The sequence below is a fragment of the Chryseobacterium sp. SNU WT5 genome (assembly GCF_007362475.1).
Taxonomy (GTDB): domain Bacteria; phylum Bacteroidota; class Bacteroidia; order Flavobacteriales; family Weeksellaceae; genus Kaistella.
This window is the reverse complement of sequence record NZ_CP041687.1, coordinates 1,006,696-1,033,118: the sequence shown is the minus strand read 5'-3', so window position 1 is coordinate 1,033,118 and position 26,423 is coordinate 1,006,696. Positions and strand designations below refer to the sequence as shown.

Here is a 26,423-nt window from a genome sequence, read left to right as displayed (position 1 = left end):
CAAAGACGAACTAACTACTTTGACCAAGCGTATGCTTTTCATCATTATCTCTGCGGGAATTTGTTTCTTATTATTTCCTTTAAGATTTTCTTTAATAAAACCAGAAGCAAACAATACCATCTTCCAATTCTTCTTTCAGTTTTTAAGTAAGGTTGATTCTCCTTATAATCAAGCACCTTCACTACATGTAGCTTTTGCTCTCCTTTTCTGGACGGTCTTCCGAAATCTTAAAAGTTATTGGCGAGCTCTTGCGGCTTTTTGGCTTCTCTTGTTGGCTCTTTCTACGATTACTACGTATCAGCATCATTTTATCGATATTATTTGTGGAGCTATTTTGGCCCAAATCAGTTTTATAATTTTTCCATTTCAGAAAAATAATTTTCAATTAAGGAATTTTCAGGTGGCCAATTATTACTTTTTAGTAGGATGGATAACTGTTTTATTGGTTTTAATATTAAATCAGTTTCACGCGCATTTCTGGTTGATTTTAGTTTGGATTGTTCTCGTTATTTTTATGATCGGTTATCAATATCAAAAAAACAATATTCATTTTTTAAAAGACCGCTATGGAAATATTCCTTTTTATAAAAAAGTTTTCTATTTTCCGTATCGAGCAATATATTGGTTTTTCTGGAAATTTTTGAGAAAGTACACAAAGCCGACTAGAATTTTGCCTGGGCTTTTTATCTCCTCAAAGTTGGATAAAACAGAGATTCAAGATTTTGATTTTAATGAAAAGACCTTCGTATATGACTTGTCCGCTGAACTCGAAGAGAATGATGTAATTAAAGAAAAGTCTCAATATTTTTGTGTTCCTTTTTTAGATATTGGTTCTTTCGAATTGATAGTAACGAAGAAACTAGTTTTACAGATTACGACGAATTACACGCAACTTCCGGCCGGTGGGAAAATTCTTATTCATTGTACAATGGGATTTACCAGAAGTGCGGTCATTGGTATTCTGGTAGTCAAAAAAATTCTATCTTTACCTTTAGAAGAAGCAATAATAATAGTAACAAAAGCAAATAAGCACACTGTAATTCAAAAATATTTACAGGATTTTTTAAAAACAAATAATTTATGAATTCAGGACATTTTAGCAGTTTTGATCACAGCGAAATTTTTTATCGCGAATGGAATTTTCAACCTACTCAAAAAAGCATCATCGTTATACATCGTGGACATGAGCATTCGGGAAGGTTAGACCATATCGCCGAATCACCACAGTTTTCCAAATTTAATATTTTCGCTTTTGATTTGCGTGGGCATGGGCATACAAAAACGGAAACATCTTCCGTTTTCATGGATTATGTAAGAGATTTAGATTCTTTTGCAAAGTTTTTGGAAACAAAATATGAGCTTATCTCTTCCGATATTTTTGTCCTTGCAAATAGTATTGGTGGTGTGGTTGCTTCTGCCTGGGTGCACGATTACGCCCCGAATATTGCTGGAATGGCCCTGCTTGCACCGGCTTTCAGAATCAACTTGATCGTCCCTTTCGCAAATGAGATGATTACGCTTGGAACGAAACTGAAAAAAGGATTGATCATTAAAAGTTACGTTAAAGCGGAAATGCTCACCCACGATGTAGAGGAGCAAAAAGCTTATGATAAAGATCCACTAATTACCAGATCGATTGATGCTGAATTACTAATAGATTTAGCAAAAGCCGGCAAGCGACTGGTAGAAGATGCGTCAGCAATTGATACGCCAACTCTGATCTTATCTGCCGAAAAAGATAAAGTGGTTTTCAATTCTGATCAAAAAATATTTTTCGATCAATTAGATACCAAGTTGAAGAAAGTTGAAGTGTTACCAGACTTTTTTCATGGGATATTATTCGAGACCCAAAAAGAAATGGTGTACGATAAGGTTAAGGCTTTTGCAGACGAATGTTTTAATCAACCTCAAAAAGAAGCCAGTTTAAAACCCGACCAGTTTTCGGTTAAAGAGCATGATGATCTTCAAAATAAAGTGGGTAATAATCTGAATTACAAATTCCAGAAATGGTCTCTTAGCAAGATTGGGAAAATGAGCGATGGGATGGCAATTGGAATCAAACATGGTTTCGATTCTGGAATTTCATTAAACTATGTCTATCATAATCAGCCAAAAGGCAAGTTAGGCTTTGGTAAAATGATGGATAAGAATTACCTCGAAGCCATTGGTTGGAAGGGAATTAGAATCCGCAAACAACATTTATTACAACTTCTGGAAAAGAATATAGAAAATTTACAGAAAGAAGGTCGTAAGATTAAAATTCTAGATGTTGCTGGAGGTACTGGAAATTATCTTTTTGATATCAAAGATAAATACCCAGAGGCGGAAATTGTAATTAATGAATTTATAAAGGATAATATTACGGTCGGAGAAAAAGTGATCAATGAGAGAAAATATCAAAATGTAAGGTTCACCAATTTTGACTGTTTTGATCCTGAAACCTATAAGAAAGTTAATTTCGAACCCAATATTGTTATTATTTCAGGCATTTTAGAGCTTTTTGGCGATAATGAACTGGCCAGTAAAGCACTCGCCGGTATTCGTTCAATTGCTGAGAAGAATTCTTACGTCGTTTATACAGGCCAGCCGTGGCATCCGCAATTGAAAATGATTGCGTACGTTTTAAACAGCCACCAGAAGAAAAATTGGGTCATGAGAAGACGTTCTCAAAAAGAACTAGATCGATTGATGACGTACAACGACATTCAAAAAGAGCATATGCTGATCGATGATTTCGGGATTTTTACCGTTTCATCTGCGAAAGTGAATGCTTAGTTCAATTATAATTTCTGCATTTTGCTGCAATTAGAATTTTAGAGTCTGGAACGAGTTGGGATTTAACCCAAGTTTGTTCCAGGCTTTATCTTTTGTTGACTTGGACAAAAATAAACTACCGAATTATATATCATTTACATTGATTTTAAAAATAATATTTCAATACTTTTAACTTTATTAATATAAGATAATCGAATGCTAAAACACCTGAAAATATGAAATTAAAATTACTTCTTTATGTACTTGCTTTTGCATTACTGACTTCTTGTTCTACTTCAAATATTGCAGTTTCTGAAAATCTAAAACAGAATTCTTCGGTAATGGATGTGAAAGGAAATGCCGGACTTTTAATTAATCAAAAAATTTCTTTTGGGGGTTTTCATACTTCTCCGGTTAAAAGAGGTTGGACGAACAGGACAGAGTTGAGTGTTCTAAGGATTAAACATGAAAAAGCAAAACAACCTATTGAGTTTACCCAATTTGGTTTAAATGGCTCTTCTGCAGAAATTGTAGGATCCAGTAACTTCGATAATAATAATTTTAAATTATTTAAAGGTTTGCAAAATTATGCAGATCATTTGTGGAATGGTTATTTCGGTATCATTATGCCAAAAAACAATGGTCCAGTTTGGGAAGTTCTTATACAAAATGACAATTCAGGTTCTTCACTTAAATCTGAAACTGACAATGGGATTGCTATGGATGAAGAAGGTAATACAATAGAGATTAAAGGTACCAAACAACTTGCTGGAAACAATTTTTTACAGACGATAGTAAAACGTTCGGATACGAGCTTTTTCGGAATGGTGTTTCTGTTGGAGCGGTTTCCGTTATCGGAAACGGAAAAGTTTGGATAAAGAAGTCCCTAAGTGATAATGATCAATTAATTGTCGCCTCACTTGCTTCGATATTAATCACTAAGCAAAATCTAAATCCTCGGAAAAGTCAGGACTGATTATTTTTTTGAAGATCTCCTTTATACTTAACTTCCTTGTTTTTAAAAATAAGGAAGTTTTATTATAATTTTTAGGTTCTTATTTCAAACTTTAATAATTTGATTTTAATGGGAAATGAAAAAGTGAAGATGTTTGTAGCCTTGAGGAATTACAGCTCAAAGCGCGCCTGATTTTGAACGAAGCGAAATTTTAATTGCTCCTGATCACAAAACTTTTCTTTATTCAAATATTTTCAGGAAATTCGCAACATGGCAAAAGTGAAAACAGCATATATCTGTCAGAATTGTGGAACCAATTATCCCCAGTGGCTCGGGCAGTGTAAAAATTGCGGGGAGTGGAATACTTTGGTGGAAGAAATTGTAGAGAAATCTACAACCAAAAGTTTTACCGATCGCTCAAAACAGCATATCATCAATATTATTGAAGTGGAAACTTTTGAAGAACCGAGAATTATAAGTCCTTCTGAAGAATTGAATCGGGTGCTGGGTGGAGGAATCGTGTTGGGTTCTGTCACTTTAATTGGTGGCGAACCAGGAATTGGAAAGTCGACATTGTTGTTGCAACTGGCTTTAAAAATGAAGAAGAAGATTCTCTATGTTTCTGGGGAGGAAAGTGCATCGCAGATAAAAATGCGTGCAGACCGGTTAACAGAACTTCAAAATCCAAACTGTTTTCTTTTTACAGAAACTTCCGTAGAGAAGATTCTACACGAAGCTAAAAAATTGAAACCTGATTTTTTAATTGTTGATTCTATTCAAACGCTTCAAAGTCAGACGATCGAGAGTTCTCCGGGAACGGTTTCTCAGATTAGAGAATGTTCTAATGAAATTATTAAATACGCGAAAGATACCAATACGCCGGTTTTTTTGGTTGGTCATATCACCAAAGACGGTCAGATCGCAGGACCAAAAGTTTTGGAACACATGGTCGATGTTGTTTTAAATTTTGATGGAGACCGAAATCATTTGTTTAGATTATTGCGAGCGAGTAAAAACCGTTTCGGTTCTACGGCCGAAATCGGGATCTACGAAATGGTTTCGCAAGGTTTGAAGGAGATAAAAAATCCTTCCGAAATATTAATTACCAAGAAATTCGAAGAGCTTTCCGGAAATTCTGTGGCTGTAACTTTAGAAGGAAACCGTCCTATGCTAATTGAAATTCAAGCTTTAGTAAGTACGGCGGTTTATGGAACGCCGCAAAGAAGCTGCACAGGTTTTGACTCGAAACGACTGAATATGTTGCTAGCAGTTTTAGAGAAAAGAGCCGGTTTTCAGTTAGGTGCGAAAGATGTTTTCCTGAATATAACAGGCGGAATAAAAACGGGAGATCCTGCTTTGGATCTGGCGGTGGTGGCGTCAATTCTTTCGTCGAATGAAGATGTTGCGATTTCTGAACATTTCTGTTTTGCTGGGGAAATAGGATTAAGCGGAGAAATTCGCCCGATTCCGCAGATTGAGCAAAGAATTTCTGAAGCAGAGAAATTAGGATACGAGAAAATATTTGTTTCAAACCTCAATAAAATCCCAAAGAAAAAATACGGAATCGTCATCGTGGAAGTAAGCAAGATCGAGGATTTTCATGAGTGTTTGTTTTAATAATTTGCAGAGCGCTGTTAGAGCTTAAAGCTCTAACAGCGCTTAAAAATATCCGAAAAATGAAAAATAACATATCCCCTTTAAAACCAGATCATTTCTATCATATTTATAACAGAGGAATAAATGGAGGGCAGCTATTTTTCAATCATCAAAATTATCTTTATTTTCTAAAACTCATTTCAGAAAAAATAAAACCTGTTGCTGAAATCCACAGTTATTGTTTATTGCAGAATCATTTTCATATTTTGGTGAGAATAAAAAGCGAAGATCTGATTAGAATAAATTTTCCAGAAAAAGAAATCTCGCAAATTGAATCTATTATTAGCCAGCAATTTTCAAATACTTTTAACAGTTATTCGCAAGCGATCAATAAACATTTTGGCAGAACGAGGAAGCTTTTCGAATTGCCTTTTAGAAGAAAAGAAATCACCACGGAACAGCAACTCGTTAATATTATTTTGTATATTAATAAGAATGCTGAAAAGCATAAAATAACAAATGATTTTTTAAGTTATCCGTATTCATCTGTAAATGACATTTTAAAGGAGATCAACTTGTTTGTTGAAAGTTTTGAAGTGATATCATTATTTAATGATAAAGATAATTTTAAATTAGCGTTGCAAAATTATCAGGTTTAAAATAAAACACTAAGCGCTGTTAGAGCTCGAAGCTCTAACAGCGCTCCCCAAATCCAACATTCCATGAACTACCTCGCCCATTCTTATCTCGCTTTTACGGATGAACAAATAGTTGGACAATTTCTAGAAGATTTTATTACCAACAGAGATCGTTATTCTTATCCTAAAGGAATGCAGCAGGGAATTACATTGCACCGCGAAATCGATACCTTTACGGATTCACATCCGGAACTGAGTGAAGCTAAGAAAATTTTCAGTCCTTTGGTGAGGCTGTATTCTGGTGCTTTTGTCGATGTGTCAATGGATTACTTTCTCGCAAATTCTTTGTCTGATAAAAATTTGCAAAAACATGCGAACAAAGTATACAATGCTTTGAGGAAATATGAAGAATTCCTTCCTGAACAACTTGTAAGAATGGTAGATGGAATGGAGAAAGACAACTGGCTCTACAATTACAAGGAGGATTGGGGAATCAAATATTCGATGCAGAATGTTTTGAATAAAGCAAAATACTTGGATAAAAGCTTAGCAGTTTACGAGGTTTTTCTTAATAACAAGCCGCAACTGAAAAAGCATTTCGATATTTTTTTTCCGGATCTTCTCGTACATACGCAGGAGATAAATGCGAATTTCTAGAAAGACTTATAAAGGTAACGGTCAGGATAATTTAGTTTTTCGCTTTGGCGCTTTCCATTAACTATGATATGGATAATGTTCATTTGATCATTAAAAAAATTATAGAGGAAGCTCACTGCCGTTTCCACTTTTCTGGGAGTATTCACCGATTCAGATTCTAAGTAAATATTTACGGCCTCACTATCTTCTTCAAATCCTATATAATTAATTTTAAGGAATTTATTGTCAGCTTTCAGTTTCAAATATTCTTCGCAATAATTTTTCAAGAGCTCATTGATCTGTGCTTTATATTTTTCATCGTTAAAATGAACTGCTTTACCATACTTCTCTTTCAGTGCATTTTCTAAATCATCCAGAAAGAATTTTCCGGTAATTTCAAATGTTTTCGATTTTGAATTATAATTGAATTCTACCGAACCTACATGATATGGGTGGATATTCTTGGCTTGAGACCAAAGAGAAAAGAACACGGTGAAAAGTAATAAGAATTTTCTCAACATTATTTTAAAAATCAGATGACGAAATTAATCATTATTTTCGTAAAAATTTTTAGCATGAGAGACTTCTTATTTTATTTAGAACTTGGTTGGGAACATATTATTTCATGGGATGCATTAGATCACCAGTTATTTATCTTGGTGTTAGTGGCTGTTTATTTTTATAAAGACTGGCGCAAAATTCTTATTTTAATTACTGCATTTACTATTGGTCATTCAGCAACTTTGGCTTTGAGTGTTTTAGATGTAGTCCGACTTCCATCTAATTTAGTGGAAGTTTTAATTCCGATTACCATTATGCTCACTGCAGCCGACAATATATTATTCCGTAAAAGTCAGACAAAACTCATGAAGATCAATTATGTCTTGGCGTTGGTTTTTGGTTTGATTCATGGGATGGGGTTTGCGAATACGGCCCGAATGACGATGGCTTCCGAGCAGAATATCGCCGTTCCGCTATTAGGATTTAATATTGGGTTAGAATTAGGACAAATTACCGTTGTGTTATTGGTTATGGGATTGTTGTATTTGCTAACAAGATTTTTTAAGTTTCAACAAAAGTTTTGGATAATTGGTATTTCGGTTATTGCTATTGTGCTTTCCGGGCAAATGATTCTAGAGCGTATTTAGATTTGTATTGGAGTGCTTTTTCGATCTTCTTTTGAAAGAGGTAATGGGTTTCGGGGATTCAAATCAAAATAAATAAAATCAAACACGCTGTCTTTTTTTGCCCTTGGTTAGTTTAATTACGAGAGGACGCAGAAGACAAAATGTTTTTAACATAATATTATTCTTATTCCAAGAAAAATATTTAAATTTGAAAATTCACCCCTCCTAAATTCTATCTTTATGAAACTCAAATTACTAAGTCTTTTATTTTGCTCTGCTTTTATTTTTGGACAAAATACCCAAAACAATCCAACGAGTAATCATGGGAATAAATTTGAGCAACTCGGAACAATTCTTCCCACACCTAATTATTACCGTACCGGTTCCGGAGCACCTGGACAAGGATATTGGCAGAATAGGGCAGATTATGATATCACCGCTTATCTGGACGAGGATAAAAGAAATTTGAGAGGATCAGAAACCATTACCTATTATAATAATTCACCAGATAATCTAGATTATCTTTGGCTACAATTAGATGAAAACGAGCATTCTTCTATTAATAATGCGGGTTTCGATAGTTCTACTTTCTTACCAAGACAAGCTAATTCGGCTGATTTGAAAACCTCAGAATTACCTGTAAAAAATAATGGATATGGAGTTAACTTACAAAAAGTAACAGATGCAACCGGGAATCCATTGTCATATGTGGTTAATAAAACCATGATGAGAATTGATCTCCCCCAAATTTTGAAAAAAGGAGAGAAATTTGTTTTTAAGATTGACTGGAATTACAATATATCCGATAGAATGGACATGGGAGGTAGAGGTGGTTATGAATTTTTTCCAGAAGATGGAAATGATTTGTACACAATTACGCAGTGGTATCCAAGAATGTGCGTGTATAGCGATTTTAAAGGATGGCAACATAATCAGTTTACAGGGAGAGGAGAATTTGCTCTTGCTTTTGGTGATTTCAAAGTTTCTATGAATGTTCCAGCAGATCATATTGTAGCATCAACTGGTGCAGGAAAAAATTATGACCAAGTGCTTACGCCCGTACAATTAGCGAGATGGAAACAAGCGCAAACTGCCAAAGAGCCGGTAGAAATTGTAACTCTGGAAGAAGCTAAAAAAGCGGAGAAAAACAAATCCAAAGAGAGAAAAATTTGGAGGTTTGAGGCCGATAATGTTCGGGATTTTGCCTGGACTTCTTCGCGAAAATTCGTTTGGGACGGAATGAAAGTGATTATTCCTGAAAATAAGAATGAAGTAATGGCGATGAGTTTATATGCTAAGGAAGCTTATAATCTTTATCGTAAATTCTCTACACGAGTAATTGCACATACCATTAAAACATATTCAGAATATACCATTCCTTATCCGTATCCAGTGGCTCAGTCTATAGAAGCGGCAAATGGAATGGAGTATCCAATGATTTGTTTTAACTACGGAAGAACAGAAAAAGACGGAACGTATTCCGAAGGAATTAAAAACGGAATGATCGGCGTAATTATCCATGAAGTTGGACATAACTTCTTTCCGATGATTGTTAATTCAGATGAAAGACAATGGTCATGGATGGACGAAGGCTTAAATACTTTCGTGGAGTATTTAACAGAGGAAAAATGGGACAATAAATTCCCATCCCGCCGTGGACCTGCACATACGATTGTTGATTACATGAAATTACCGAAAGATCAGTTAGAGCCCATTATGACTAATTCCGAAAATATTATTCAATTTGGACCGAATGCCTATTCTAAACCAGCTACTGGACTAAATATTTTACGGGAAACTATTATGGGTAGGGAGTTATTTGATAAGTCCTTTAAAACTTATTCGAAAAGATGGGCGTTTAAGCACCCCGAGCCGGCCGATTTCTTTAGAACAATGAATGATGCTAGTGGTGAGAATCTGGATTGGTTCTGGAGAGGATGGTTTTATAGCATCGATCCAGTTGATATTGCAATCGATAAAGTAACGGTGATGCAACCTGATTTTGATGCGGTTCCTACAAGTAGAGAATTCGCTTATACTGTAGATAAGCCACAACAAAACGAGTTTGAAGATATTTCTAAAATTAGAAATAAAGCTGATAAGAATATCGTTTTCTATACAGATTTGGATAAGGAGACACAGGATTTTTACTGGCGTTATAACCGTGGACAGGAGAAGGTAGACACTAAAAAAGAATACAAAATTAAATTTGATAATTTGGAAACTGTACCGAAAAAAGATAGGACAGCTCTGAAAGATATCAATGCATATCAAATTGATTTTGTTAACAAAGGTGGCTTAGTAATGCCGATTATTTTAGAATTTACATTTGAAGATGGTTCTAAGTTAACAGATAAATCATCTGCTCAAATTTGGAGAAAAAATGAGCAAAAGGTATCTAAAACGTTCTACTTCGACAAGAAAGTAAAGTCTGTTCAGTTGGATCCAATGCGCGAAACTGCAGATATCGATACTGCTAATAACTTTTGGGGTGAAATTCCGGAACCTACTTCAAAATTCCAGGTCTTCAAAAAGAAACAGGAAAGCGCTGCAAGAGGTGCTGCCAGCGGAAAAGTGAATCCAATGCAGGCTGCGGGAAAAAAGAATTAAAGAGATTGAAAACATTAAAGGTCATCCCAAGCGGGATGACTTTTTTTCTGCCAAAATTTCACGGTCCTATGTTTCGGCTGACATATTTACTGAAAATCTTTAATGGCATTCTTTTAGACTATTTCGTTACATCATAATAATCAATAAAAAATAAAAAATATGTCAGTAAATTTCAAACCATTAGCAGATCGAGTATTGGTAGAACCTACCGCTGCAGAAACTAAAACAGCTTCAGGAATTATCATCCCGGATACTGCAAAGGAGAAACCACAGGAAGGTATGGTAGTAGCAGTAGGGCCAGGAAAAGTTGATGAACCTACCACTGTAAAAGTTGGTGATAAAGTTCTTTACGGTAAATATTCTGGATCTGAGTTAAAGTTAGATGGTACCGATTATCTTATTATGAAAGAAAGTGATTTATTAGGAATAATTGGGTAAGATATCGTTTGTACCTAATAAAAAGTACAACAGATTTTTCGTATAAAAAATAATTAGAAAGTAAAACAGTACGCGACGGTACTACATTAATACAAAAGAAAATGGCAAAAGAAATAAAATTCGATGTTGAATCAAGAGACGCCTTGAAAAGAGGGGTTGATGCATTGGCAAACGCAGTAAAAGTAACATTAGGTCCAAAAGGTAGAAACGTAGTGATTGAAAAATCATTTGGTGCTCCTCACGTAACGAAAGATGGTGTTTCTGTTGCAAAAGAAATAGAACTTGAAGACCGAGTAGAAAATATGGGTGCTCAAATGGTAAAAGAAGTTGCTTCTAGAACCAATGACATTGCAGGAGACGGGACAACTACAGCTACAGTATTAGCGCAGGCTATTGTACGCGAAGGTTTAAAAAATGTTGCTGCAGGAGCAAATCCTATGGATTTGAAAAGAGGAATTGACAAAGCAGTAGCTGCAGTTGTAAAAAATCTAAAAACTCAATCTCGGGAAGTAGGTGATTCTTCAGAAAAAATTAAGCAAATTGCTGCAATTTCTGCAAATAATGATGACAATATCGGAAGCTTGATTGCTGAAGCATTTGGAAAAGTTGGAAAAGAAGGAGTTATTACAGTAGAAGAAGCAAAAGGTACTGATACTACTGTTGATGTAGTAGAAGGTATGCAGTTTGACAGAGGTTATCAATCTCCTTATTTTGTAACTAATCCAGAGAAGATGGTTGCAGAATTAGAAAATCCATATATTCTTTTAGTTGAGAAGAAAATTTCTTCAATGAAAGAATTGTTGCCAGTTTTAGAACCAGTAGCACAAGCAGGAAAAGGTCTGTTAATTATATGTGAAGAGGTTGAAGGTGAAGCATTAGCAACTTTAGTAGTAAATAAATTAAGAGGTTCTCTAAAAATTGCGGCAGTAAAAGCACCAGGATTTGGTGACAGAAGAAAAGCGATGTTAGAAGATATTGCCATCTTAACTGGTGGAACCGTTATTTCTGAAGAAAGAGGTTTCACAATGGAAAATGCTACTTTGGAAATGTTGGGGACTGCTGAAAAAGTGGTAATTGATAAGGATAATACTACCTTAGTTAACGGTGGAGGAGACGAAGCTCAAATCAAAGGACGTGTGAACCAGATCAAAGCTCAAATGGAAACTACTACTTCTGATTATGACAAAGAAAAGTTACAGGAGAGATTGGCTAAATTAGCTGGTGGAGTTGCGGTTCTTTATGTAGGAGCGGCTTCTGAAGTAGAAATGAAGGAGAAAAAAGACAGAGTAGATGATGCACTTCACGCGACAAGAGCTGCAGTAGAAGAAGGTATCGTTGCTGGTGGTGGAGTAGCTCTGGTTAGGAGTATTGAAGCTTTAGATTTTGAAGGTGATAACATGGACGAAACTACAGGGATCAAAATTGTAAAAAGAGCAATCGAAGAGCCTCTAAGACAGATCGTGATTAATGCTGGTGGAGAAGGTTCGGTTATCGTAGCGAAAGTTGCAGAAGGTAAAGCAGACTTTGGATTCAATGCAAAAACTGATGAGTACGTAAATATGTATGAAGCGGGAATTATTGATCCAACGAAAGTGGTACGTGTTGCTTTAGAGAATGCAGCTTCAGTATCTGGAATGTTGTTGACTACAGAATGTGTTATTACTGAAATAAAAAGCGCTGAGCCAGCAATGCCAATGGGTGGCGGAATGCCGGGAATGATGTAATTATCGTTCTGCATTTAATATATAAACGCTCGGGATTTTTCCCGGGCGTTTTTGTTGTAATTAATTTTTTTAACATAATATTAATTTTTTTAGAGTATTTAATTGTGTATTAGTGGTTAATTTAAACTATGAAAAAAGTATTCTCCCCTTTGGCTATATTTTATTGGGTGGGTCTCCAATTGGAATCAGTGATGGTAAAAGTTTGGAGTATTTTTTAAAACAATTCTTGGAACAAAAGGTACTTTAAAAGGACGTCTTTCTTATACTTTCTAAAAATTTATCAATAAAATACTATTTGTATTTATACTAGTAAACCGTACAATTAATTTGTGCGGTTTTTTAGTCATTCCTGTTGATAGGTAATAGAATAAGACTCATTAACTTTTTTCTGTCAATAAAGGTTCTAAGAAGAACACTTATGTCTATTCGTTTTTAAAATAGTATCCAAAAAAAATGCGCTCCCACTGGAACGCATTTTAATTTTTTTAAAAGATTTAAATAGTAGTTAATCTTAAAGTATTTGTTTTACCGTCTTCATAGGCGGGCGTAGCATTAAGGTTCAATACAAAATCGCCTTGCTGTACATATCCATGAGTGTGCGCTAACATATTCACCTGAATAATAGTTTCGTCGGTTGATTTCTGCATATCATAATGAAATGCACGAACTCCCCAGAGTAAATTCAGCATGGTAATAACACGCTTGTTTGAACTGAATACGATAATATTTGAATTTGGTCGGTGTGCAGAAATCTGAAAAGCAGTATATCCAGAATAGGTTAGGGTAATGATGGCCTCAACATTTGTTGTTTTAGCAATTCTTACCGCGGCCAGACAAATTCTGTTTGTTATAAAACGTTCATCAATACAGTCAAATTCGTGCTCTATGGGTGAGTTTTTAGTTCTGTAAAAATGAGTTTGTTCGATGTTTTTTACAATCTTTGCCATGTTTTTTACGACGTCAACTGGGTATTTTCCAACGGAAGTTTCGCCAGAAAGCATCACTGCATCGGCACCATCTAATACGGAGTTAGCCACATCATTCACTTCCGCTCTAGTTGGAGTTAAGCTGTTGATCATCGTCTCCATCATCTGCGTTGCAATAATCACAGGTTTAGAAAATTTACGGGCAATTTCAACCAGATTTTTCTGAATGGCAGGAACTTCCTCCATAGGAACTTCTACTCCCAAATCACCACGCGCAACCATTAGGCCATCGCACTCCTGTAAAATTTGTTCAATATTTTTTACCCCCTCTGGCTTTTCGATCTTAGCGATGATTGGGGTTTTCTGCTTATTTGTGGGGTGATTTTTAATGATTTCTTTTAAATCAATAATATCCTGAGCATGTCTAACAAAAGATAATGCGATCCAATCCAATTCTAAATCTAAAATGAAATTCGCATCTTCTACGTCTTTTTCTGTTAAAGCTGGTAAAGAAACATTTGTATTTGGAAGATTCACCCCTTTCTTAGAACTTAATGGTCCACCTTGGATGGTTTTTGCTTTTACGGTATCTTGATTATTGGTTTCGGTAACTTCTAAAACCAGTTTTCCGTCATCGATCAAAATCCTTTCTCCAACTTTTACATCTTGCGGAAATTTCTGATACGTCATGTAAACCCTTTTAGAATCTCCTTCTATTTTTTCATTAGTAAAAGTTAAAACATCACCGGGATTTAAATAAGAACCTTCTTTCACCACTCCAACTCTTAGTTTCGGACCTTGTAGATCACCTAAGATTCCAACAGAGTAACCAAATTCTTTGTTGATTTCCCGAATGGTATCCACATTCCATTTTACGATATCGTAATCTGCGTGGGAGAAATTTATTCTAAAAACATCAACACCTGCCTGTACCAATTGTAGCATTGTTTCTTTGTCAGAACATGCTGGTCCTAGGGTTGCGATAATTTTAGTTTTTTTTAAATATTTATTCATAGTATTGTATAAGTTGATAAAGTCTCTCTTGAGGACTTAATTGAAAATCTTGGATCTGAAACATCAGATTTTCAGGGAGCAAAATTACAGAAAAATCGCCAAACGGCTCAGAGGTTTGGATTAAGTATTCGACATCTTGAAAATCATCGAGTAAATAATTGATATCTTGCTCTGCCTGAAAAAGTTCAACAGAAGTTTTCTTCTGAAGGCTATGGCTGGATTTATTTGCTATAATATGAATGCAGATCTGTGAGTCGTGATGAAACGCCTCATACCTTGGATAATAATAATCGTAGTAATTACCTTGAAAATGTAAGTCAGCGATCCTTTTGAAAGTGAAGGGATTGAGCACATTGAGATGAAAGAAAAGCTCATGGTGCGGAACTTTCTTTACCAATCGAATTAATCCTAGGGTGATTTCTTCGTCTTCATCAATATCAAGTGTGATCTTTTGGGTTTTCAAGGATGCACTGTTTTTTATTTAATATATAAAAAGCGCGTTGGGCAGCTTTCTCTTCGGCTTTCTTTTTAGAAGTGTCTGTCGCATTAGATACGTTATCATGATCCAACCAAACACATGTTCTGAACACTAAATTTTTATGTACATGGATTTCTTCAGAAGTCTCATACCTAATCTTAACTTTTTTCTTCTGACTCCATTCCAAAAGTAAACCTTTATAACTGACAATTTTATTTTCTAATTTATTTATTTCAGAGGCGGTTAGTAATCGTGATAAAACTATACTCTTACAAGCATCGTAACCAAAATCTAAAAATATTGCACCTACAAGTGCTTCAAGTAGATTCCCTGCAATATTGTCACTCAGTGGTGTAGTAGATTCATTCTGTAGCAAATCGGGTAAAGCAAGTTCACTCCCTAGTTTATTCAAATTTTTCCGATTCACTATTTTGGATTTCATCTGCGTGAGATAACCTTCATTAGCATTTGGATAAGTTGAAAAAAGATGACAGGAAATAATGGTTCCCAATACAGAATCACCTAGAAATTCTAAGCGTTCGTAGTTTGATTTTTTTTGATTTTTTGAGGAACTTTTTAGAGAAAACGCTTCTCGATAAAGATTGATATTCTGAATGTTACAACCAATGATTTTGGCTATTTCATTACAAAGAATATAGTCTTTCTCAGAAAGTTTTTTTTTTCTCTTGGTTAGGAATTTAGAAATGTATTTCTGTAACTCCATAAAGTATATCGGTCTTAAATTTTAGTAAAGAGTACACAGGCATTGTGTCCACCGAAACCAAATGTATTACTCATTGCTACGTTCACCTCTTTTTTCACTGCAGTACCAAAGGTAAAGTTAAGTCTGCTATCAATTCTTTCATCATCCGTAAAGTGATTGATGGTTGGTGGAACGATATTGTGAATAATAGTATGAATTGCGGCAATTGCTTCAACAACTCCAGCGGCACCCAATAAGTGACCGGTCATTGATTTTGTGGAATTGATCTGAATGTCAAATGCGTGTTCACCAAGTAATCTAGAAATTGCATTAGATTCCGCGATATCTCCCAATGGAGTAGAAGTTCCATGCATATTGATGTGATCTACTTCATCGGCAGTAATGCCAGCATCTTCTAAACAGTTTTTCATTACAAGATAAGCTCCTAATCCTTCCGGATGAGGTGCTGTCATATGATAGGCATCGGAACTCATTCCGCCACCCTTTAGTTCAGCATAAATAGTAGCGCCTCGTTTGATGGCATGCTCATATTCTTCCAAAATAATCGTTCCTGCTCCTTCTCCCAAAACAAAGCCATCTCTGTCTTTGTCAAATGGTCTTGAGGCAGTGGTTGGATCATCATTCCGAGTGGAAAGTGCCATCATAGCATTAAATCCTCCTACACCACTTGCGGTAACTGCTGCTTCAGAACCTCCACAAACAATTACGTCAGCTTTTCCTAATTGGATCAGCATTTTGGAATCAATAATTGCATTAGCGGAAGAGGCACAGGCAGAAACAGTAGCGTAGTTTGGACCATGAAAGCCGTATTCTATAGAAATATGTCCTGGTGTGATATCAACGATCATCTTTGGTATAAAGAATGGATTGAATCGTGGAATTTCTGTATTCGCCCAACCTAAAACTTCTTTTTCAAAGGTTTCTAATCCTCCAATTCCAGAACCCCAAATTACGCCCACACGGTTTTTGTCAACACCGTCTTCGATAATACGTGAATGTTCCACGGCTTCTCGGGCAGCGACAAGACCTAACTGTGTATTACGGTCCATTTTCTTCGCTTCCTTCTTATCGAAATGAGCAAATGGATCGAAGTCTTTCACTTCGCACGCAAAATTGGTTTTGAATTTTGTGGCATCAAAAAGAGTAATTGGAGCAGCTCCGCTCTCACCTTTCACAAGGCTTTCCCAGAAATCTTTGGCGTTTTTTCCAACAGGCGTAATAGCGCCGAAACCAGTTACAACTACTCTTTTTAATTCCATAAATTTTTCTTTCTTGATAGAATATTATTTGTTCACTACTTCTTCAATATAAGCAATAGCGTGTCCTACCGTAGTGATCTTTTCTGCTTGATCATCCGGAATTTGAATGTTAAATTCTTTTTCGAATTCCATGATTAATTCTACAGTATCCAAAGAATCAGCTCCTAAATCGTTAGTGAAGCTAGCTTCTGGAGTTACTTCTGTTTCTTCAACGTCGAGTTTGTCCGCGATAATCGCTTTTACTCTTGATGCAATGTCTGACATAGTAAGTTGTTTTAATTAAATTATTGTTAGTTGATGCAAAGATATAAAATTCTTTGTCATTAGAACTTTTTTTAATGCTTTTTCAAATATAAAGAAGTGTTTTATTCATCTTTATAAGCGTTTATTTTTTTAAGTAGCACAGTGCTAATGTACTCTAAAAATTGTTTCGTAAATTTTTTCTTGATATTATTTTATGATTAACTCAATTTATTATTGAAATCATCTTTTTTGTGACCTAAACCGTATGCATAAACCATTCATTTATTAAAGAAGCGGCTAATCTGGCAGTGATCTCATTGCCATCGTAAGTTGGATTTACTTCTGCAGCATCCATAGCGAGAAGTTTTTTTGATTTTAGGATATTTTTAAACAAGTGCATAAAAGCTACATCTGCGAAAATCCCGTTATAAGCCAGAGCTGAAACTCCTGGAGCGACTGAAGCGTTGAAAACATCCATGCAAATGGTTAAATAAAGAACGTCTGACTTCTTGATGAACTCGTCGAGTTTTAGATAAAGGTTGGGAAGATTCTCAAAGAAGAGTTCGTCTGCTAAAATATATTTCATTCCGTATTGATGTGCAGTATCAAACAATTTTAAAGTATTTGAGTTTCTTTGAATTCCAATATGTAATGAGTGAATGTCGCCTTCCTGTGCGATTTGCCAAAAGCCCGTTCCAGAACTTGCGCCTATTTCTGGGTCGATTTCTCGATTGTCGAAATGGGCATCAATATTAATAACACCAATTTTTTGAGTTGGAAATGCTTTTTTGATACCTGAATAGTGGGCGAAAGTCACTTCATGTCCACCGCCGAATACAACAGATTTTCCACCTTTTTGTAAAACGATTTTAACTTTTTCAGCCAATTCATTCTGAGTATTTTCTAAATTGTCGTCGTAACAATGAATATTTCCAAAGTCTTTTAAATTAAATTCTGGATTCACGACAGGGAAATTAGAAATATTCTTGCGAATCACATCTGGAGCATCTTTCGCCCCGATTCTTCCTTTGTTTCTTTTTACACCTTCATCAACTGCAAAACCGTGAAGCACAAAATCATTTTCCTTTATAACTTTATAATTCTCTTCCAAAGAAACCCTCTGGAAAACTCTGTGAAATAATGGTTCTTCGCCATCGAAACGTCCTTGCCAAATCATAATTCTAATTTTAATCGAGATCCTAATAAATAAGTTAAAAAAAAGCTATTCAAAAGAATGTGGAAAGCAAAACCTTTAATTAGGTGATTCTTTTGCAAACTTTTGAATAGCTTATTATTATACGAAAGCTCTTGTGTCTTTTCCAGGTTAAAAAACTTGAAAGCTCCTTAATTATTTACAGCTTCCTCTTTCATGTTCGCAGCAAACGCAATCGCCGCATCTTTCACCCAAGAATGTTCTCGTTGTGCTTTTCTCTTCGTTTCCAAGCGCTTTTTATTGCACGGTCCATTTCCTTTTAGAACTTCCATAAATTCGCCCCAAGGCAATTCTCCGAAATCATAATGTTGAGTTTCTTCATTCCATTTTAAATTTTCATCAGGAACTTTTAAACCGAGAAATTCTGCTTGCGAAACGGTGACATCTACAAATCTTTGACGCAAATCATCATTACTCTCACGCTTCACTCTATAGTTCATTGATTTCTGAGAGTTAGGAGAATCGGCATCATTTGGGCCAAACATCATTAAGGCTGGCCACCAAAAACGGTTCAATGCTTCTTGAGCTAAATCTTTCTGCTCTTTCGTCCCACGGCAAAGCGTCATAAGAATTTCATAACCTTGTCTTTGGTGAAAAGATTCTTCCTTACAAATTCTTACCATCGCTCTGGAATAAGGACCGTAAGAATTTCCCATCAACATTACTTGATTCATAATCGCAGCGCCATCAACGAGCCAGCCGATTGCTCCAATATCTGCCCAAGATAGTGCAGGATAGTTAAAGATGCTGGAATATTTTGCTTTTCCGGAAAGCATATCGTTATAAGTAGAATCGCGGTCAGCCGCAATTTCGCCGTTGTTCAAAGTTTCTGTTGCTGCATATAGGTATAAGCCATGTCCAGCTTCATCCTGAATCTTTGCCAAAAGTGCCATTTTTCTTCTCAAAGTAGGAGCGCGGGAAATCCAGTTGCCTTCAGGTAGCATTCCTACAATTTCGGAATGTGCGTGTTGCGATATCTGACGAACCAATAACTTTCTGTAATCATCGGGCATCACATCTTTTGGTTCTACTTTATTCTCGGCCTGTACGTATTCTAAAAATTTATCTTGATCCATGAGGATGATATTTTAAGGTTATAAATGTTTGATTTGGAATTAGGAAGATTTTTGGAAACCATTTCCTTCTCTCATATAAAGGCCCATCAACTCATCAGAAAATTCACCAGCTACAAAAGTTACGATTTTTTCTGGCGTTCGGATTTCGTATTGGTTAAATAGATAAGGATTTCCTGTGCGTGGGCCGATAACTTCAATCTTTCGATCAGCGCAGTGCCAGTCGTGATTCCAGATGTTTATTCCTTCAATTTTATATTCTTTGTTCTCTTCTATATAAGAGGCAAATTTCCAAGTTTCCATTTTCTGATTTTTAAGAATTCATTAATTATACATCGTAATTCAGCATCACTACATTTGTTGTGGGGTGGCACTGACAAGTCAATACGAATCCGCGTTCTACTTCGTCTTCGGTTAATGCAAAGTTCTTATCCATAAAAACTTCTCCTTCCATTACTTGTGCTTTGCAAGTGCAGCAAACGCCCCCTTTGCAAGCAAAAGGAACGGGCAGTTTTTCGGCTAAGGCTTGGTCTAAAATACTGTTTTTCTTTGAGTTAAGGTGAAATGAATATTCGTCATCATCAATTATTAAAGTAACCATACTTTCTAAATTAGGAATCGCTTTAAATTCATCACTCATTTCGGCATTTCCTTCTTCATCCGGCGCAGCATAATATTCATACATGATTTGCAGCGATGGAACTTTCTTTTCTTTTTTCAAATAATCAGAAATTCCTTTGATCATTTCCGAAGGTCCACAAATAAAATAAGTCGAATCCTGAACTGGAATATCCGTAAATCTTTGGAACAAAAGATCCAGTTTTTCGGCTGAAATACGCCCTTCGAAAAGTTCGTCTTCAAAATGCTTTTCTCTTGATAACAAGAAGATGACCTTTAATCTTCCTTCAAATTTCTCAACTAGATGATCAATTTCTTTTTTAAAGATAATCTCGCTGAAACTTTTATTGCTAAAAAATAAATAGGCTTTACTTTTTGGTTCTTGTAAAAGGGCTTCTTTAATGTTTGATAAAACGGGTGAAATGCCACTTCCCGCGGCTAAACCAATATACGTCTTTTCATTTGAAACATGATAATGCGTATAGAAATGCCCAGAAGGGGCCATTACTTCCACAAGGTCTCCCTCTTTTAGTTGTTGATTTAGATAAGTAGAAACTTTTCCTTCGTCAAGATGTTTTACTAAAATTTCAAGTTCCGAGTTTTCTTCGCTCGGCGCATTGATAATAGAATAACTTCTCCGCAAATCTTCTTCTTCAAAAACAAACCTAACATTTAGGTATTGTCCTTGTTTAAAAGAAAATTCATGTTTTAAGTTTTCAGGAATTTCAAATGCGATATGGACGCAATCGTTTGTTTCCCGTGATACTTTCGTTGCTTTTAATTGATGAAAATGATGCATAGTATTTTAAATCTCGAAAAAAGTGAGTTCAACAAATATACTTATTTTTTGAAACGTATAAAAACGGCTTGTTTATTTCATTCACTATTTTAATTAAAATTCATTTCTGTTATAATTTCAGCTGCTAGAATTAATTTAAAGTTACAAAATCGGAAATTTTGACTTAATATTTTTATCAGTTTTTGTGAAATTCGGAAATTTTGACTCATTTAGTTTAATTTTAAATAAAAGAATGCTTTTTGAGTAACTGAAATAAGAATTAAAAAATGATTGTAAAGAGACATTAGGAATTCGTACAAGATTATGGATTCTTATTGTTTCTGATAATTAAAAACTTACTATTATGAACTTAAATCAATATACCGTAAAATCACAGGAAGCCATTCAGAAAGCGCAACAGATCGCGATGGAGTTTGGCAATCAAAGTATAGAACCACAACATTTATTGGAAGGTATTTTCCAGATAGATGAAAATATTTCTGAATTTTTATTAAAGAAATCAGAAGCAGAATTAACTTTAGTCCGAGAGAGAAACCGCGAGAATATTGAAAAACTACCGAAAGTAGAAGGTGGAAATGTTTACCTTTCTCAATCTGCCAATAAAGTTTTGCTCGATGCACCAAATGTCGCCAAGAAAATGGATGATGAATTTGTGACCATTGAACATCTTTGGCTTTCACTTCTCGATGTAAATTCCGATGTTTCGAAAATGCTCAAAGATATGGGCATTACCAAAAGTGGTTTAGAGATGGCTATCAAAGAATTGCGAAAAGGTTCGAAAGCAACTTCCGCAAGTTCTGAGGAAACTTATCAAAGTCTGAATAAGTACGCCAAGAATTTTAATGAACTCGCTGCGGAAGGAAAACTCGATCCAGTAATTGGAAGAGATGAAGAGATTCGTCGTGTTTTACAAATTCTTTCCAGAAGAACTAAAAACAACCCAATCTTAATTGGTGAACCCGGCGTTGGTAAAACTGCGATAGCAGAAGGAATTGCACACCGAATTATTTCCGGTGATATTCCTGAAAACTTGCAGGATAAAACGTTGTACTCCTTAGATATGGGTGCTTTGATTGCCGGTGCAAAATACAAAGGAGAATTTGAAGAACGGCTGAAATCGGTGATTAATGAAGTTACTAAATCGGAGGGGCAAATAATTCTCTTCATCGACGAGATTCATACTCTGGTAGGTGCTGGCGGAGGAGACGGCGCAATGGATGCTGCAAATATTTTGAAACCCGCTTTGGCAAGAGGTGAGCTTCGTGCGATTGGTGCAACGACTTTAAATGAATATCAAAAATATTTTGAAAAAGATAAAGCCTTAGAAAGACGTTTTCAAAAAGTGATGGTTGAAGAACCTGATACAGAATCGGCGATTTCCATTTTGCGTGGAATTAAAGATAAATACGAAGCACACCATAAAGTTCGTATCAAAGACGAAGCGATTATTGCTGCCGTTGAACAATCTCAACGCTATATTTCGGATCGGTTTTTACCGGATAAAGCCATCGATTTAATTGATGAAGCTTCCGCTAAGTTGAGAATGGAAATCAATTCAAAACCAGAAGAACTCGATGTTTTGGATCGTAAACTGATGCAGATGGAAATTGAACTGGCAGCAATTTCAAGAGAAGGAAATGATATCAAGGTTCAGCATTTAAAAGAAGACATTTCAAAAGTCTCAGCTGATAGAAATGAGATCAATGCGAAATGGCTGAAGGAAAAACAAAAATCTGAAGATTTAACGGCGATAAAAAAAGATATTGAAGCGCTGAAATTAGAAGCTGAGCGTGCCTCCAGAGCTGGGGATTATGCGAAAGTTGCCGAGATTCAATATGGAAAAATAAAAGAAAAAGAAAGTGATTTGCAGAAACTCGAATTAGAGATGCAAAACCATCAGAATGAATTAATTAAAGAAGAAGTTACTGCTGAAAATATTTCAGAAGTGATTTCAAAATGGACAGGAATCCCAGTGACTAAATTGATTCAGTCTGAAAGAGAAAAATTATTGCACCTTGAAGACGAACTTCATAAAAGAGTAGTCGGTCAGGAAGAGGCAATCACTTCTGTCGCAGATGCAATTCGTAGAAATCGTGCTGGTTTAAGTGATGAGAAAAAACCAATTGGGAGTTTCTTATTCCTCGGTACAACTGGTGTCGGAAAAACGGAGCTGGCAAAGGCGCTCGCAGAATATCTGTTTGACGATGAAAATAATATGACCAGAATTGACATGAGTGAGTACCAGGAAAGGCATTCAGTGTCGCGATTGGTTGGTGCGCCTCCGGGATATGTCGGTTATGATGAGGGTGGGCAATTAACAGAAGCGGTTCGTAGAAGACCTTATTCAGTTGTACTTTTAGACGAAATTGAAAAAGCGCATCCCGATGTTTTTAACACTTTGTTGCAAGTTTTAGATGATGGTAGATTGACTGATAATAAAGGTCGGGTTGTGAATTTCAAAAATTCAATTATCATTATGACGTCGAATTTAGGATCGCATATCATTCAGGAAAATTTTGAAAAGATTAGTGATGACAATGTTGAAGAAATTGTGGACAAAACGAAAGAAGAAGTTTTCACTTTGTTGAAACAGACTTTAAGACCAGAGTTTTTAAACAGAATTGATGAAACCGTTCTTTTCCAACCATTAAATAAGAAAGAAATTGGCAAGATCGTGCATTATCAATTGCGTGGATTCAATGAAATGTTGGAGCGCCGTGGAATTATTATGACGGCAACAGAAGACGCTATTACTTACATCACTAACAAAGGATATGATCCAAGTTTTGGTGCAAGGCCTTTAAAAAGAGTTCTGCAACAAGAGGTATTGAATAAATTATCTAAAGAAATACTTGCAGGCAATGTAAATGATGGTGATAGAATTACTTTAGATTATTTCGAGGAAAGCGGACTTGTTTTTAGGAAAGCTGAATAAAATTAGATTTTTTAATAGTAAAAGCACCTGTTCGGCCTAACTGAACAGGTGTTTATTTTTAATTAGTTTCAGGTTGTAGATTTATATTATCTGACATTAAACGTTTAATATACAGGATTTAATTGATTTTAACAAAAATTAGCATATATTTTGCTGATTGTAAATGAAAATTTTTTTCATCATTTGTGTTTTTGAATCCGTTGAGTAATCGGCGGGTTCATTTTTTAATATTAATGACATTTAACATAAAAAGTGAATTTAATAGGTAATTAATTTTGCCGTTTGAAAAAAATACTCAATCTTTGTAGTGTTCAAATGTTCGAAAGAGCAGTGAATAATTTTTTTTCATCATTTGTGTTTTTAGAATCCACCTTCATCAGTGGATTCTATTTTTATATATACCCTGGATCATAGATTTCGGAGTCGTCTTGGTTTTATAAATTCTCATCAACTGAATAGAACCTACATCATTTTTTGTTCAATAATGATTTAATACATTTCTTCTTCAAATTCCCTTCATTATCTTAATAACTTACGAGGTCGTTTTTAAAACATTGGTTATCCAGTGATTATAGAGGCCAACTGTTTGTGTCAATGTGTGCTGTAATTCAATTAGTTTCACTACTTTTGCACCTCGAAAATTCACTTATCAATTAGCACTCATCAATATGATTTCGGTTCAAAATTTAGGTCTTCATCATTCAGGAAATTATCTCTTTCAAAACGTCAATTTCACCATCAAAAAAGATGATAAAATTGGATTGGTTGGGAAAAATGGAGCAGGTAAATCTACTTTATTAAAGATGCTTACAGGCGAAATTAATTTTTACGAGGGCAGTATTATTCAGGAAGGAGTTGTGACCATGGGATTTCTAAAACAAGATTTGGATTTTGTGAAGGGAAGAACGGTGTGGGATGAAACGTTGCAGGCTTTTGAACAGATTAATGCCATGAAGAATGAACTGGATGAGGTGAATCACCAACTGGTTACAAGAACCGATTATGAAAGTGTAGAATATGAAAATATTATTCACCGAATGACGGAACTCAATGATCTGTTAATGAATCACGATGCTTATAATTTAGAAGGCGATGTGGAGAAAATTCTGTTAGGATTAGGCTTCAAAGCAGATGATTTTCATAAAATTACAGATGAGTTTTCTGGAGGTTGGAGAATGAGAATTGAACTGGCGAAATTGCTTTTGCAGAAAAATGATTTGATGTTACTCGATGAGCCTACCAATCACCTGGATATGGAATCCATCATCTGGCTGGAAAGTTTTTTGAAAGATTATCCAGGTTCTATTGTATTGGTAAGTCACGATAAACAATTTATGACCTCGGTTTGTAACAGAACCTTTGACATTAACAATAAAAAAGTTGACGATTATAAAGCCAATTATACTAAATATCTAGAATTAAGTTCAGAAAGAAAAGAAAAACAAATTCAAGCCAAGAAAAATCAGGATGTAGAAATTAAGCAAATGGAAGATAATATCAACCGTTTCCGCGCTTCTGCAACCAAATCTTCTTTCGCGCAATCTTTGATAAAGAAACTGGATAAATTAGAAAGAATTGAAGTTGATACGGATGATGTTTCTAAATTTAATATACGATTTCAACCCGCTGTAACTCCGGGGAAAGTAGTTTTTGAAGCTAAAAATTTAGGAAAAGCATACGGTAATAAACAGATTTTTGATAAGGTTGACTTCTTCATAGAACGTGGCCAACGAATTGCTTTGCTGGGTCAGAATGGACAAGGAAAAACAACTTTAGCTAAAATTTTATCTGGAGAAATTACCGATTATTCTGGTGAATGGAATCTCGGCCACAATGTAAGCATTGGATATTTCGCTCAAAATCAGGAAGAAGTTTTAACACCCAATAAAACAGTTTTAGAAGAAGCTGAAGATTCTGCTACTGAAGAAACAAGACCAAGAGTCCGTGATTTATTGGGAAGTTTCCTTTTTCAAGGTGATGACGTGACGAAGAAAACAAAAGTACTTTCCGGAGGGGAGCGTAACCGTTTGGCTTTGTGTAAATTATTGCTTCGTCCATTCAATACATTGATTATGGATGAGCCTACGAATCACTTGGATATTCAGTCGAAGGAAATTATCAAACTCGCTCTACAGAAATTTGAAGGAACGTTGATCGTTATTTCTCACGACCGTGAATTTTTACAAGGTTTGAGCGATAAGATTTTCGAATTCCGCGATGGCCGGATGAAAGAATTTCTTGGTGATATTAATGATTATCTTTCGTTTAGACAAAAAGAAAGTATCCGCGAGATCTCTGCAGAGAAATCGAAATTACAGGAATTACGAAATGAGCCTGTTGTCACTAAAGTCGTTGAAAAACCGGTGGAGAAAAAACCAGTGATCGTTAGTAAGGATCAAAAAAATGTTCAAAATAAAATAAAGAAAGTTGAAGAACGAATTTCCGAACTCGAATTAAAAATCGAAGAAATGGAAAAGACTTTTACCACTGAAAATCCGTCTGCAGAAACTTTAGAAATTTACAATTCTAAAAAAGAAGAGTTAGATCTAGCTTTGCAGGAATGGGAGTTTTTGGGAACGCAGTTGGAAGGATAACTAAAGGTTTCGTTTTAAAATATTTACTCATTTAACCGTGTCAAGTTTCTAAACCTTGACACGTTTTCT

The 26,423-nt window shown here is 35.3% G+C and carries 22 protein-coding genes; 12 read left to right on the top strand and 10 right to left on the bottom strand.

The annotated features are described in order from the left end of the window. Positions 1-19 precede the first annotated feature (19 nt). The 6 genes from FNJ88_RS04930 to FNJ88_RS04905 all read left to right on the top strand — a co-directional run bounded on the left by FNJ88_RS04930 (position 20) and on the right by FNJ88_RS04905 (position 6,600). Positions 20-1,084 carry a phosphatase PAP2 family protein gene (locus FNJ88_RS04930; protein ID WP_262711474.1) on the top strand — a complete coding sequence of 355 codons (1,065 nt, stop codon included), beginning with the start codon at positions 20-22 and terminating at the stop codon, positions 1,082-1,084. Continuing rightward, the gene (locus FNJ88_RS04925; RefSeq protein WP_143852113.1) at positions 1,081-2,775 is read left to right on the top strand and encodes a bifunctional alpha/beta hydrolase/class I SAM-dependent methyltransferase; all 1,695 of its coding nucleotides are present in this window, start codon (positions 1,081-1,083) and stop codon (positions 2,773-2,775) included. Before FNJ88_RS04930 ends, FNJ88_RS04925 begins: the two co-directional genes overlap by 4 nt. A gap of 215 nt (positions 2,776-2,990) precedes the next feature. Continuing rightward, positions 2,991-3,632, top strand: coding sequence for a hypothetical protein (locus FNJ88_RS04920; RefSeq protein ID WP_143852112.1), 642 nt, complete (start codon positions 2,991-2,993; stop codon positions 3,630-3,632). A 347-nt stretch (positions 3,633-3,979) separates the two neighbouring features. Continuing rightward, positions 3,980-5,326, top strand: coding sequence for a DNA repair protein RadA (gene radA / locus FNJ88_RS04915; protein WP_143852111.1), 1,347 nt, complete (start codon positions 3,980-3,982; stop codon positions 5,324-5,326). A 59-nt stretch (positions 5,327-5,385) separates the two neighbouring features. After that, complete coding sequence (locus tag FNJ88_RS04910) at positions 5,386-5,964, top strand: transposase (protein WP_143852110.1); 579 nt, start codon at positions 5,386-5,388, stop codon at positions 5,962-5,964. 63 nt (positions 5,965-6,027) lie between these two features. Continuing rightward, positions 6,028-6,600, top strand: a complete 573-nt coding sequence (locus FNJ88_RS04905; RefSeq protein ID WP_143852109.1) for an ACP phosphodiesterase — start codon at positions 6,028-6,030, stop codon at positions 6,598-6,600. On the opposite strand, the gene FNJ88_RS04900 is transcribed toward FNJ88_RS04905, so the two are convergent. Beyond that, positions 6,597-7,100 carry a DUF6702 family protein gene (locus tag FNJ88_RS04900; protein ID WP_143852108.1) on the bottom strand — a complete coding sequence of 168 codons (504 nt, stop codon included), beginning with the start codon at positions 7,098-7,100 and terminating at the stop codon, positions 6,597-6,599. The two genes, FNJ88_RS04905 and FNJ88_RS04900, sit on opposite strands and share 4 nt — an antisense overlap. Positions 7,101-7,154: 54 nt before the next feature. Here FNJ88_RS04900 and FNJ88_RS04895 point away from each other — a divergent pair, with 54 nt between their 5' ends. From FNJ88_RS04895 to groL, 4 genes are all read left to right on the top strand, one after another. Continuing rightward, positions 7,155-7,727, top strand: a complete 573-nt coding sequence (locus FNJ88_RS04895; protein ID WP_143852107.1) for a HupE/UreJ family protein — start codon at positions 7,155-7,157, stop codon at positions 7,725-7,727. Positions 7,728-7,946: 219 nt separating this feature from the next. Then, positions 7,947-10,316: a M1 family metallopeptidase gene (locus FNJ88_RS04890; RefSeq protein ID WP_143852106.1), complete on the top strand. Its 2,370-nt coding sequence runs from the start codon at positions 7,947-7,949 to the stop codon at positions 10,314-10,316. Between the two features lie 159 nt (positions 10,317-10,475). After that, positions 10,476-10,754: a co-chaperone GroES gene (gene groES, locus FNJ88_RS04885; RefSeq protein ID WP_143852104.1), complete on the top strand. Its 279-nt coding sequence runs from the start codon at positions 10,476-10,478 to the stop codon at positions 10,752-10,754. A gap of 101 nt (positions 10,755-10,855) precedes the next feature. Beyond that, on the top strand, positions 10,856-12,478 hold the full coding sequence (groL, locus tag FNJ88_RS04880; protein WP_143852103.1) for a chaperonin GroEL: 1,623 nt from the start codon (positions 10,856-10,858) through the stop codon (positions 12,476-12,478). A gap of 494 nt (positions 12,479-12,972) precedes the next feature. On the opposite strand, the gene pyk is transcribed toward groL, so the two are convergent. The 9 genes from pyk to FNJ88_RS04835 form a co-directional block, all read right to left on the bottom strand. Then, complete coding sequence (gene pyk / locus FNJ88_RS04875; RefSeq protein WP_143852102.1) at positions 12,973-14,418, bottom strand: pyruvate kinase; 1,446 nt, start codon at positions 14,416-14,418, stop codon at positions 12,973-12,975. Next, positions 14,411-14,881, bottom strand: coding sequence for an IPExxxVDY family protein (locus tag FNJ88_RS04870; RefSeq protein ID WP_143852101.1), 471 nt, complete (start codon positions 14,879-14,881; stop codon positions 14,411-14,413). Before FNJ88_RS04870 ends, pyk begins: the two co-directional genes overlap by 8 nt. Continuing rightward, complete coding sequence (gene rnc / locus FNJ88_RS04865) at positions 14,856-15,620, bottom strand: ribonuclease III (RefSeq protein ID WP_143852100.1); 765 nt, start codon at positions 15,618-15,620, stop codon at positions 14,856-14,858. The genes FNJ88_RS04870 and rnc overlap by 26 nt, the downstream gene beginning before the upstream one ends. A 14-nt stretch (positions 15,621-15,634) precedes the next feature. Further along, positions 15,635-16,879 (bottom strand): beta-ketoacyl-ACP synthase II, encoded by a 1,245-nt coding sequence (fabF, locus tag FNJ88_RS04860; protein WP_143852099.1) that lies wholly within the window; start codon positions 16,877-16,879, stop codon positions 15,635-15,637. Between the two features lie 24 nt (positions 16,880-16,903). Next, entirely contained in the window at positions 16,904-17,143 is a 240-nt protein-coding gene (locus FNJ88_RS04855) for an acyl carrier protein (protein ID WP_002976354.1), read from the bottom strand. Positions 17,144-17,378: 235 nt separating this feature from the next. Next, the gene (gene hutG, locus FNJ88_RS04850; RefSeq protein WP_143852098.1) at positions 17,379-18,299 is read right to left on the bottom strand and encodes a formimidoylglutamase; all 921 of its coding nucleotides are present in this window, start codon (positions 18,297-18,299) and stop codon (positions 17,379-17,381) included. A gap of 167 nt (positions 18,300-18,466) precedes the next feature. Then, a complete protein-coding gene (gene paaA / locus FNJ88_RS04845; protein WP_143852097.1) occupies positions 18,467-19,411 on the bottom strand; it encodes a 1,2-phenylacetyl-CoA epoxidase subunit PaaA in 945 nt (314 codons plus the stop codon). 39 nt (positions 19,412-19,450) lie between these two features. Further along, complete coding sequence (locus tag FNJ88_RS04840; protein ID WP_143852096.1) at positions 19,451-19,711, bottom strand: hypothetical protein; 261 nt, start codon at positions 19,709-19,711, stop codon at positions 19,451-19,453. Positions 19,712-19,736: 25 nt separating this feature from the next. Next, entirely contained in the window at positions 19,737-20,825 is a 1,089-nt protein-coding gene (locus tag FNJ88_RS04835) for an FAD-binding oxidoreductase (RefSeq protein WP_143852095.1), read from the bottom strand. 343 nt (positions 20,826-21,168) lie between these two features. On the opposite strand from FNJ88_RS04835, the gene clpB reads away from it, so the two are divergent. After that, entirely contained in the window at positions 21,169-23,760 is a 2,592-nt protein-coding gene (gene clpB, locus FNJ88_RS04830) for an ATP-dependent chaperone ClpB (RefSeq protein WP_143852094.1), read from the top strand. Between the two features lie 668 nt (positions 23,761-24,428). Beyond that, a complete protein-coding gene (locus tag FNJ88_RS04825) occupies positions 24,429-26,354 on the top strand; it encodes an ABC-F family ATP-binding cassette domain-containing protein (RefSeq protein WP_143852093.1) in 1,926 nt (641 codons plus the stop codon). The last annotated feature ends 69 nt before the right edge of the window (positions 26,355-26,423 follow it).

Coding starts and splice junctions, on each gene's coding strand:
- pyk (WP_143852102.1), bottom strand. CDS start 14,418: ATGAATAAATATTTAAAAAAAACTAAAATTATCGCAACCCTAGGACCA.
- FNJ88_RS04825 (WP_143852093.1), top strand. CDS start 24,429: ATGATTTCGGTTCAAAATTTAGGTCTTCATCATTCAGGAAATTATCTC.
- FNJ88_RS04910 (WP_143852110.1), top strand. CDS start 5,386: ATGAAAAATAACATATCCCCTTTAAAACCAGATCATTTCTATCATATT.
- fabF (WP_143852099.1), bottom strand. CDS start 16,879: ATGGAATTAAAAAGAGTAGTTGTAACTGGTTTCGGCGCTATTACGCCT.
- FNJ88_RS04855 (WP_002976354.1), bottom strand. CDS start 17,143: ATGTCAGACATTGCATCAAGAGTAAAAGCGATTATCGCGGACAAACTC.
- radA (WP_143852111.1), top strand. CDS start 3,980: ATGGCAAAAGTGAAAACAGCATATATCTGTCAGAATTGTGGAACCAAT.
- FNJ88_RS04840 (WP_143852096.1), bottom strand. CDS start 19,711: ATGGAAACTTGGAAATTTGCCTCTTATATAGAAGAGAACAAAGAATAT.
- hutG (WP_143852098.1), bottom strand. CDS start 18,299: ATGATTTGGCAAGGACGTTTCGATGGCGAAGAACCATTATTTCACAGA.
- FNJ88_RS04920 (WP_143852112.1), top strand. CDS start 2,991: ATGAAATTAAAATTACTTCTTTATGTACTTGCTTTTGCATTACTGACT.
- clpB (WP_143852094.1), top strand. CDS start 21,169: ATGAACTTAAATCAATATACCGTAAAATCACAGGAAGCCATTCAGAAA.
- FNJ88_RS04835 (WP_143852095.1), bottom strand. CDS start 20,825: ATGCATCATTTTCATCAATTAAAAGCAACGAAAGTATCACGGGAAACA.
- paaA (WP_143852097.1), bottom strand. CDS start 19,411: ATGGATCAAGATAAATTTTTAGAATACGTACAGGCCGAGAATAAAGTA.
- groES (WP_143852104.1), top strand. CDS start 10,476: ATGTCAGTAAATTTCAAACCATTAGCAGATCGAGTATTGGTAGAACCT.
- rnc (WP_143852100.1), bottom strand. CDS start 15,620: ATGGAGTTACAGAAATACATTTCTAAATTCCTAACCAAGAGAAAAAAA.
- FNJ88_RS04890 (WP_143852106.1), top strand. CDS start 7,947: ATGAAACTCAAATTACTAAGTCTTTTATTTTGCTCTGCTTTTATTTTT.
- FNJ88_RS04925 (WP_143852113.1), top strand. CDS start 1,081: ATGAATTCAGGACATTTTAGCAGTTTTGATCACAGCGAAATTTTTTAT.
- FNJ88_RS04900 (WP_143852108.1), bottom strand. CDS start 7,100: ATGTTGAGAAAATTCTTATTACTTTTCACCGTGTTCTTTTCTCTTTGG.
- FNJ88_RS04895 (WP_143852107.1), top strand. CDS start 7,155: ATGAGAGACTTCTTATTTTATTTAGAACTTGGTTGGGAACATATTATT.
- FNJ88_RS04905 (WP_143852109.1), top strand. CDS start 6,028: ATGAACTACCTCGCCCATTCTTATCTCGCTTTTACGGATGAACAAATA.
- groL (WP_143852103.1), top strand. CDS start 10,856: ATGGCAAAAGAAATAAAATTCGATGTTGAATCAAGAGACGCCTTGAAA.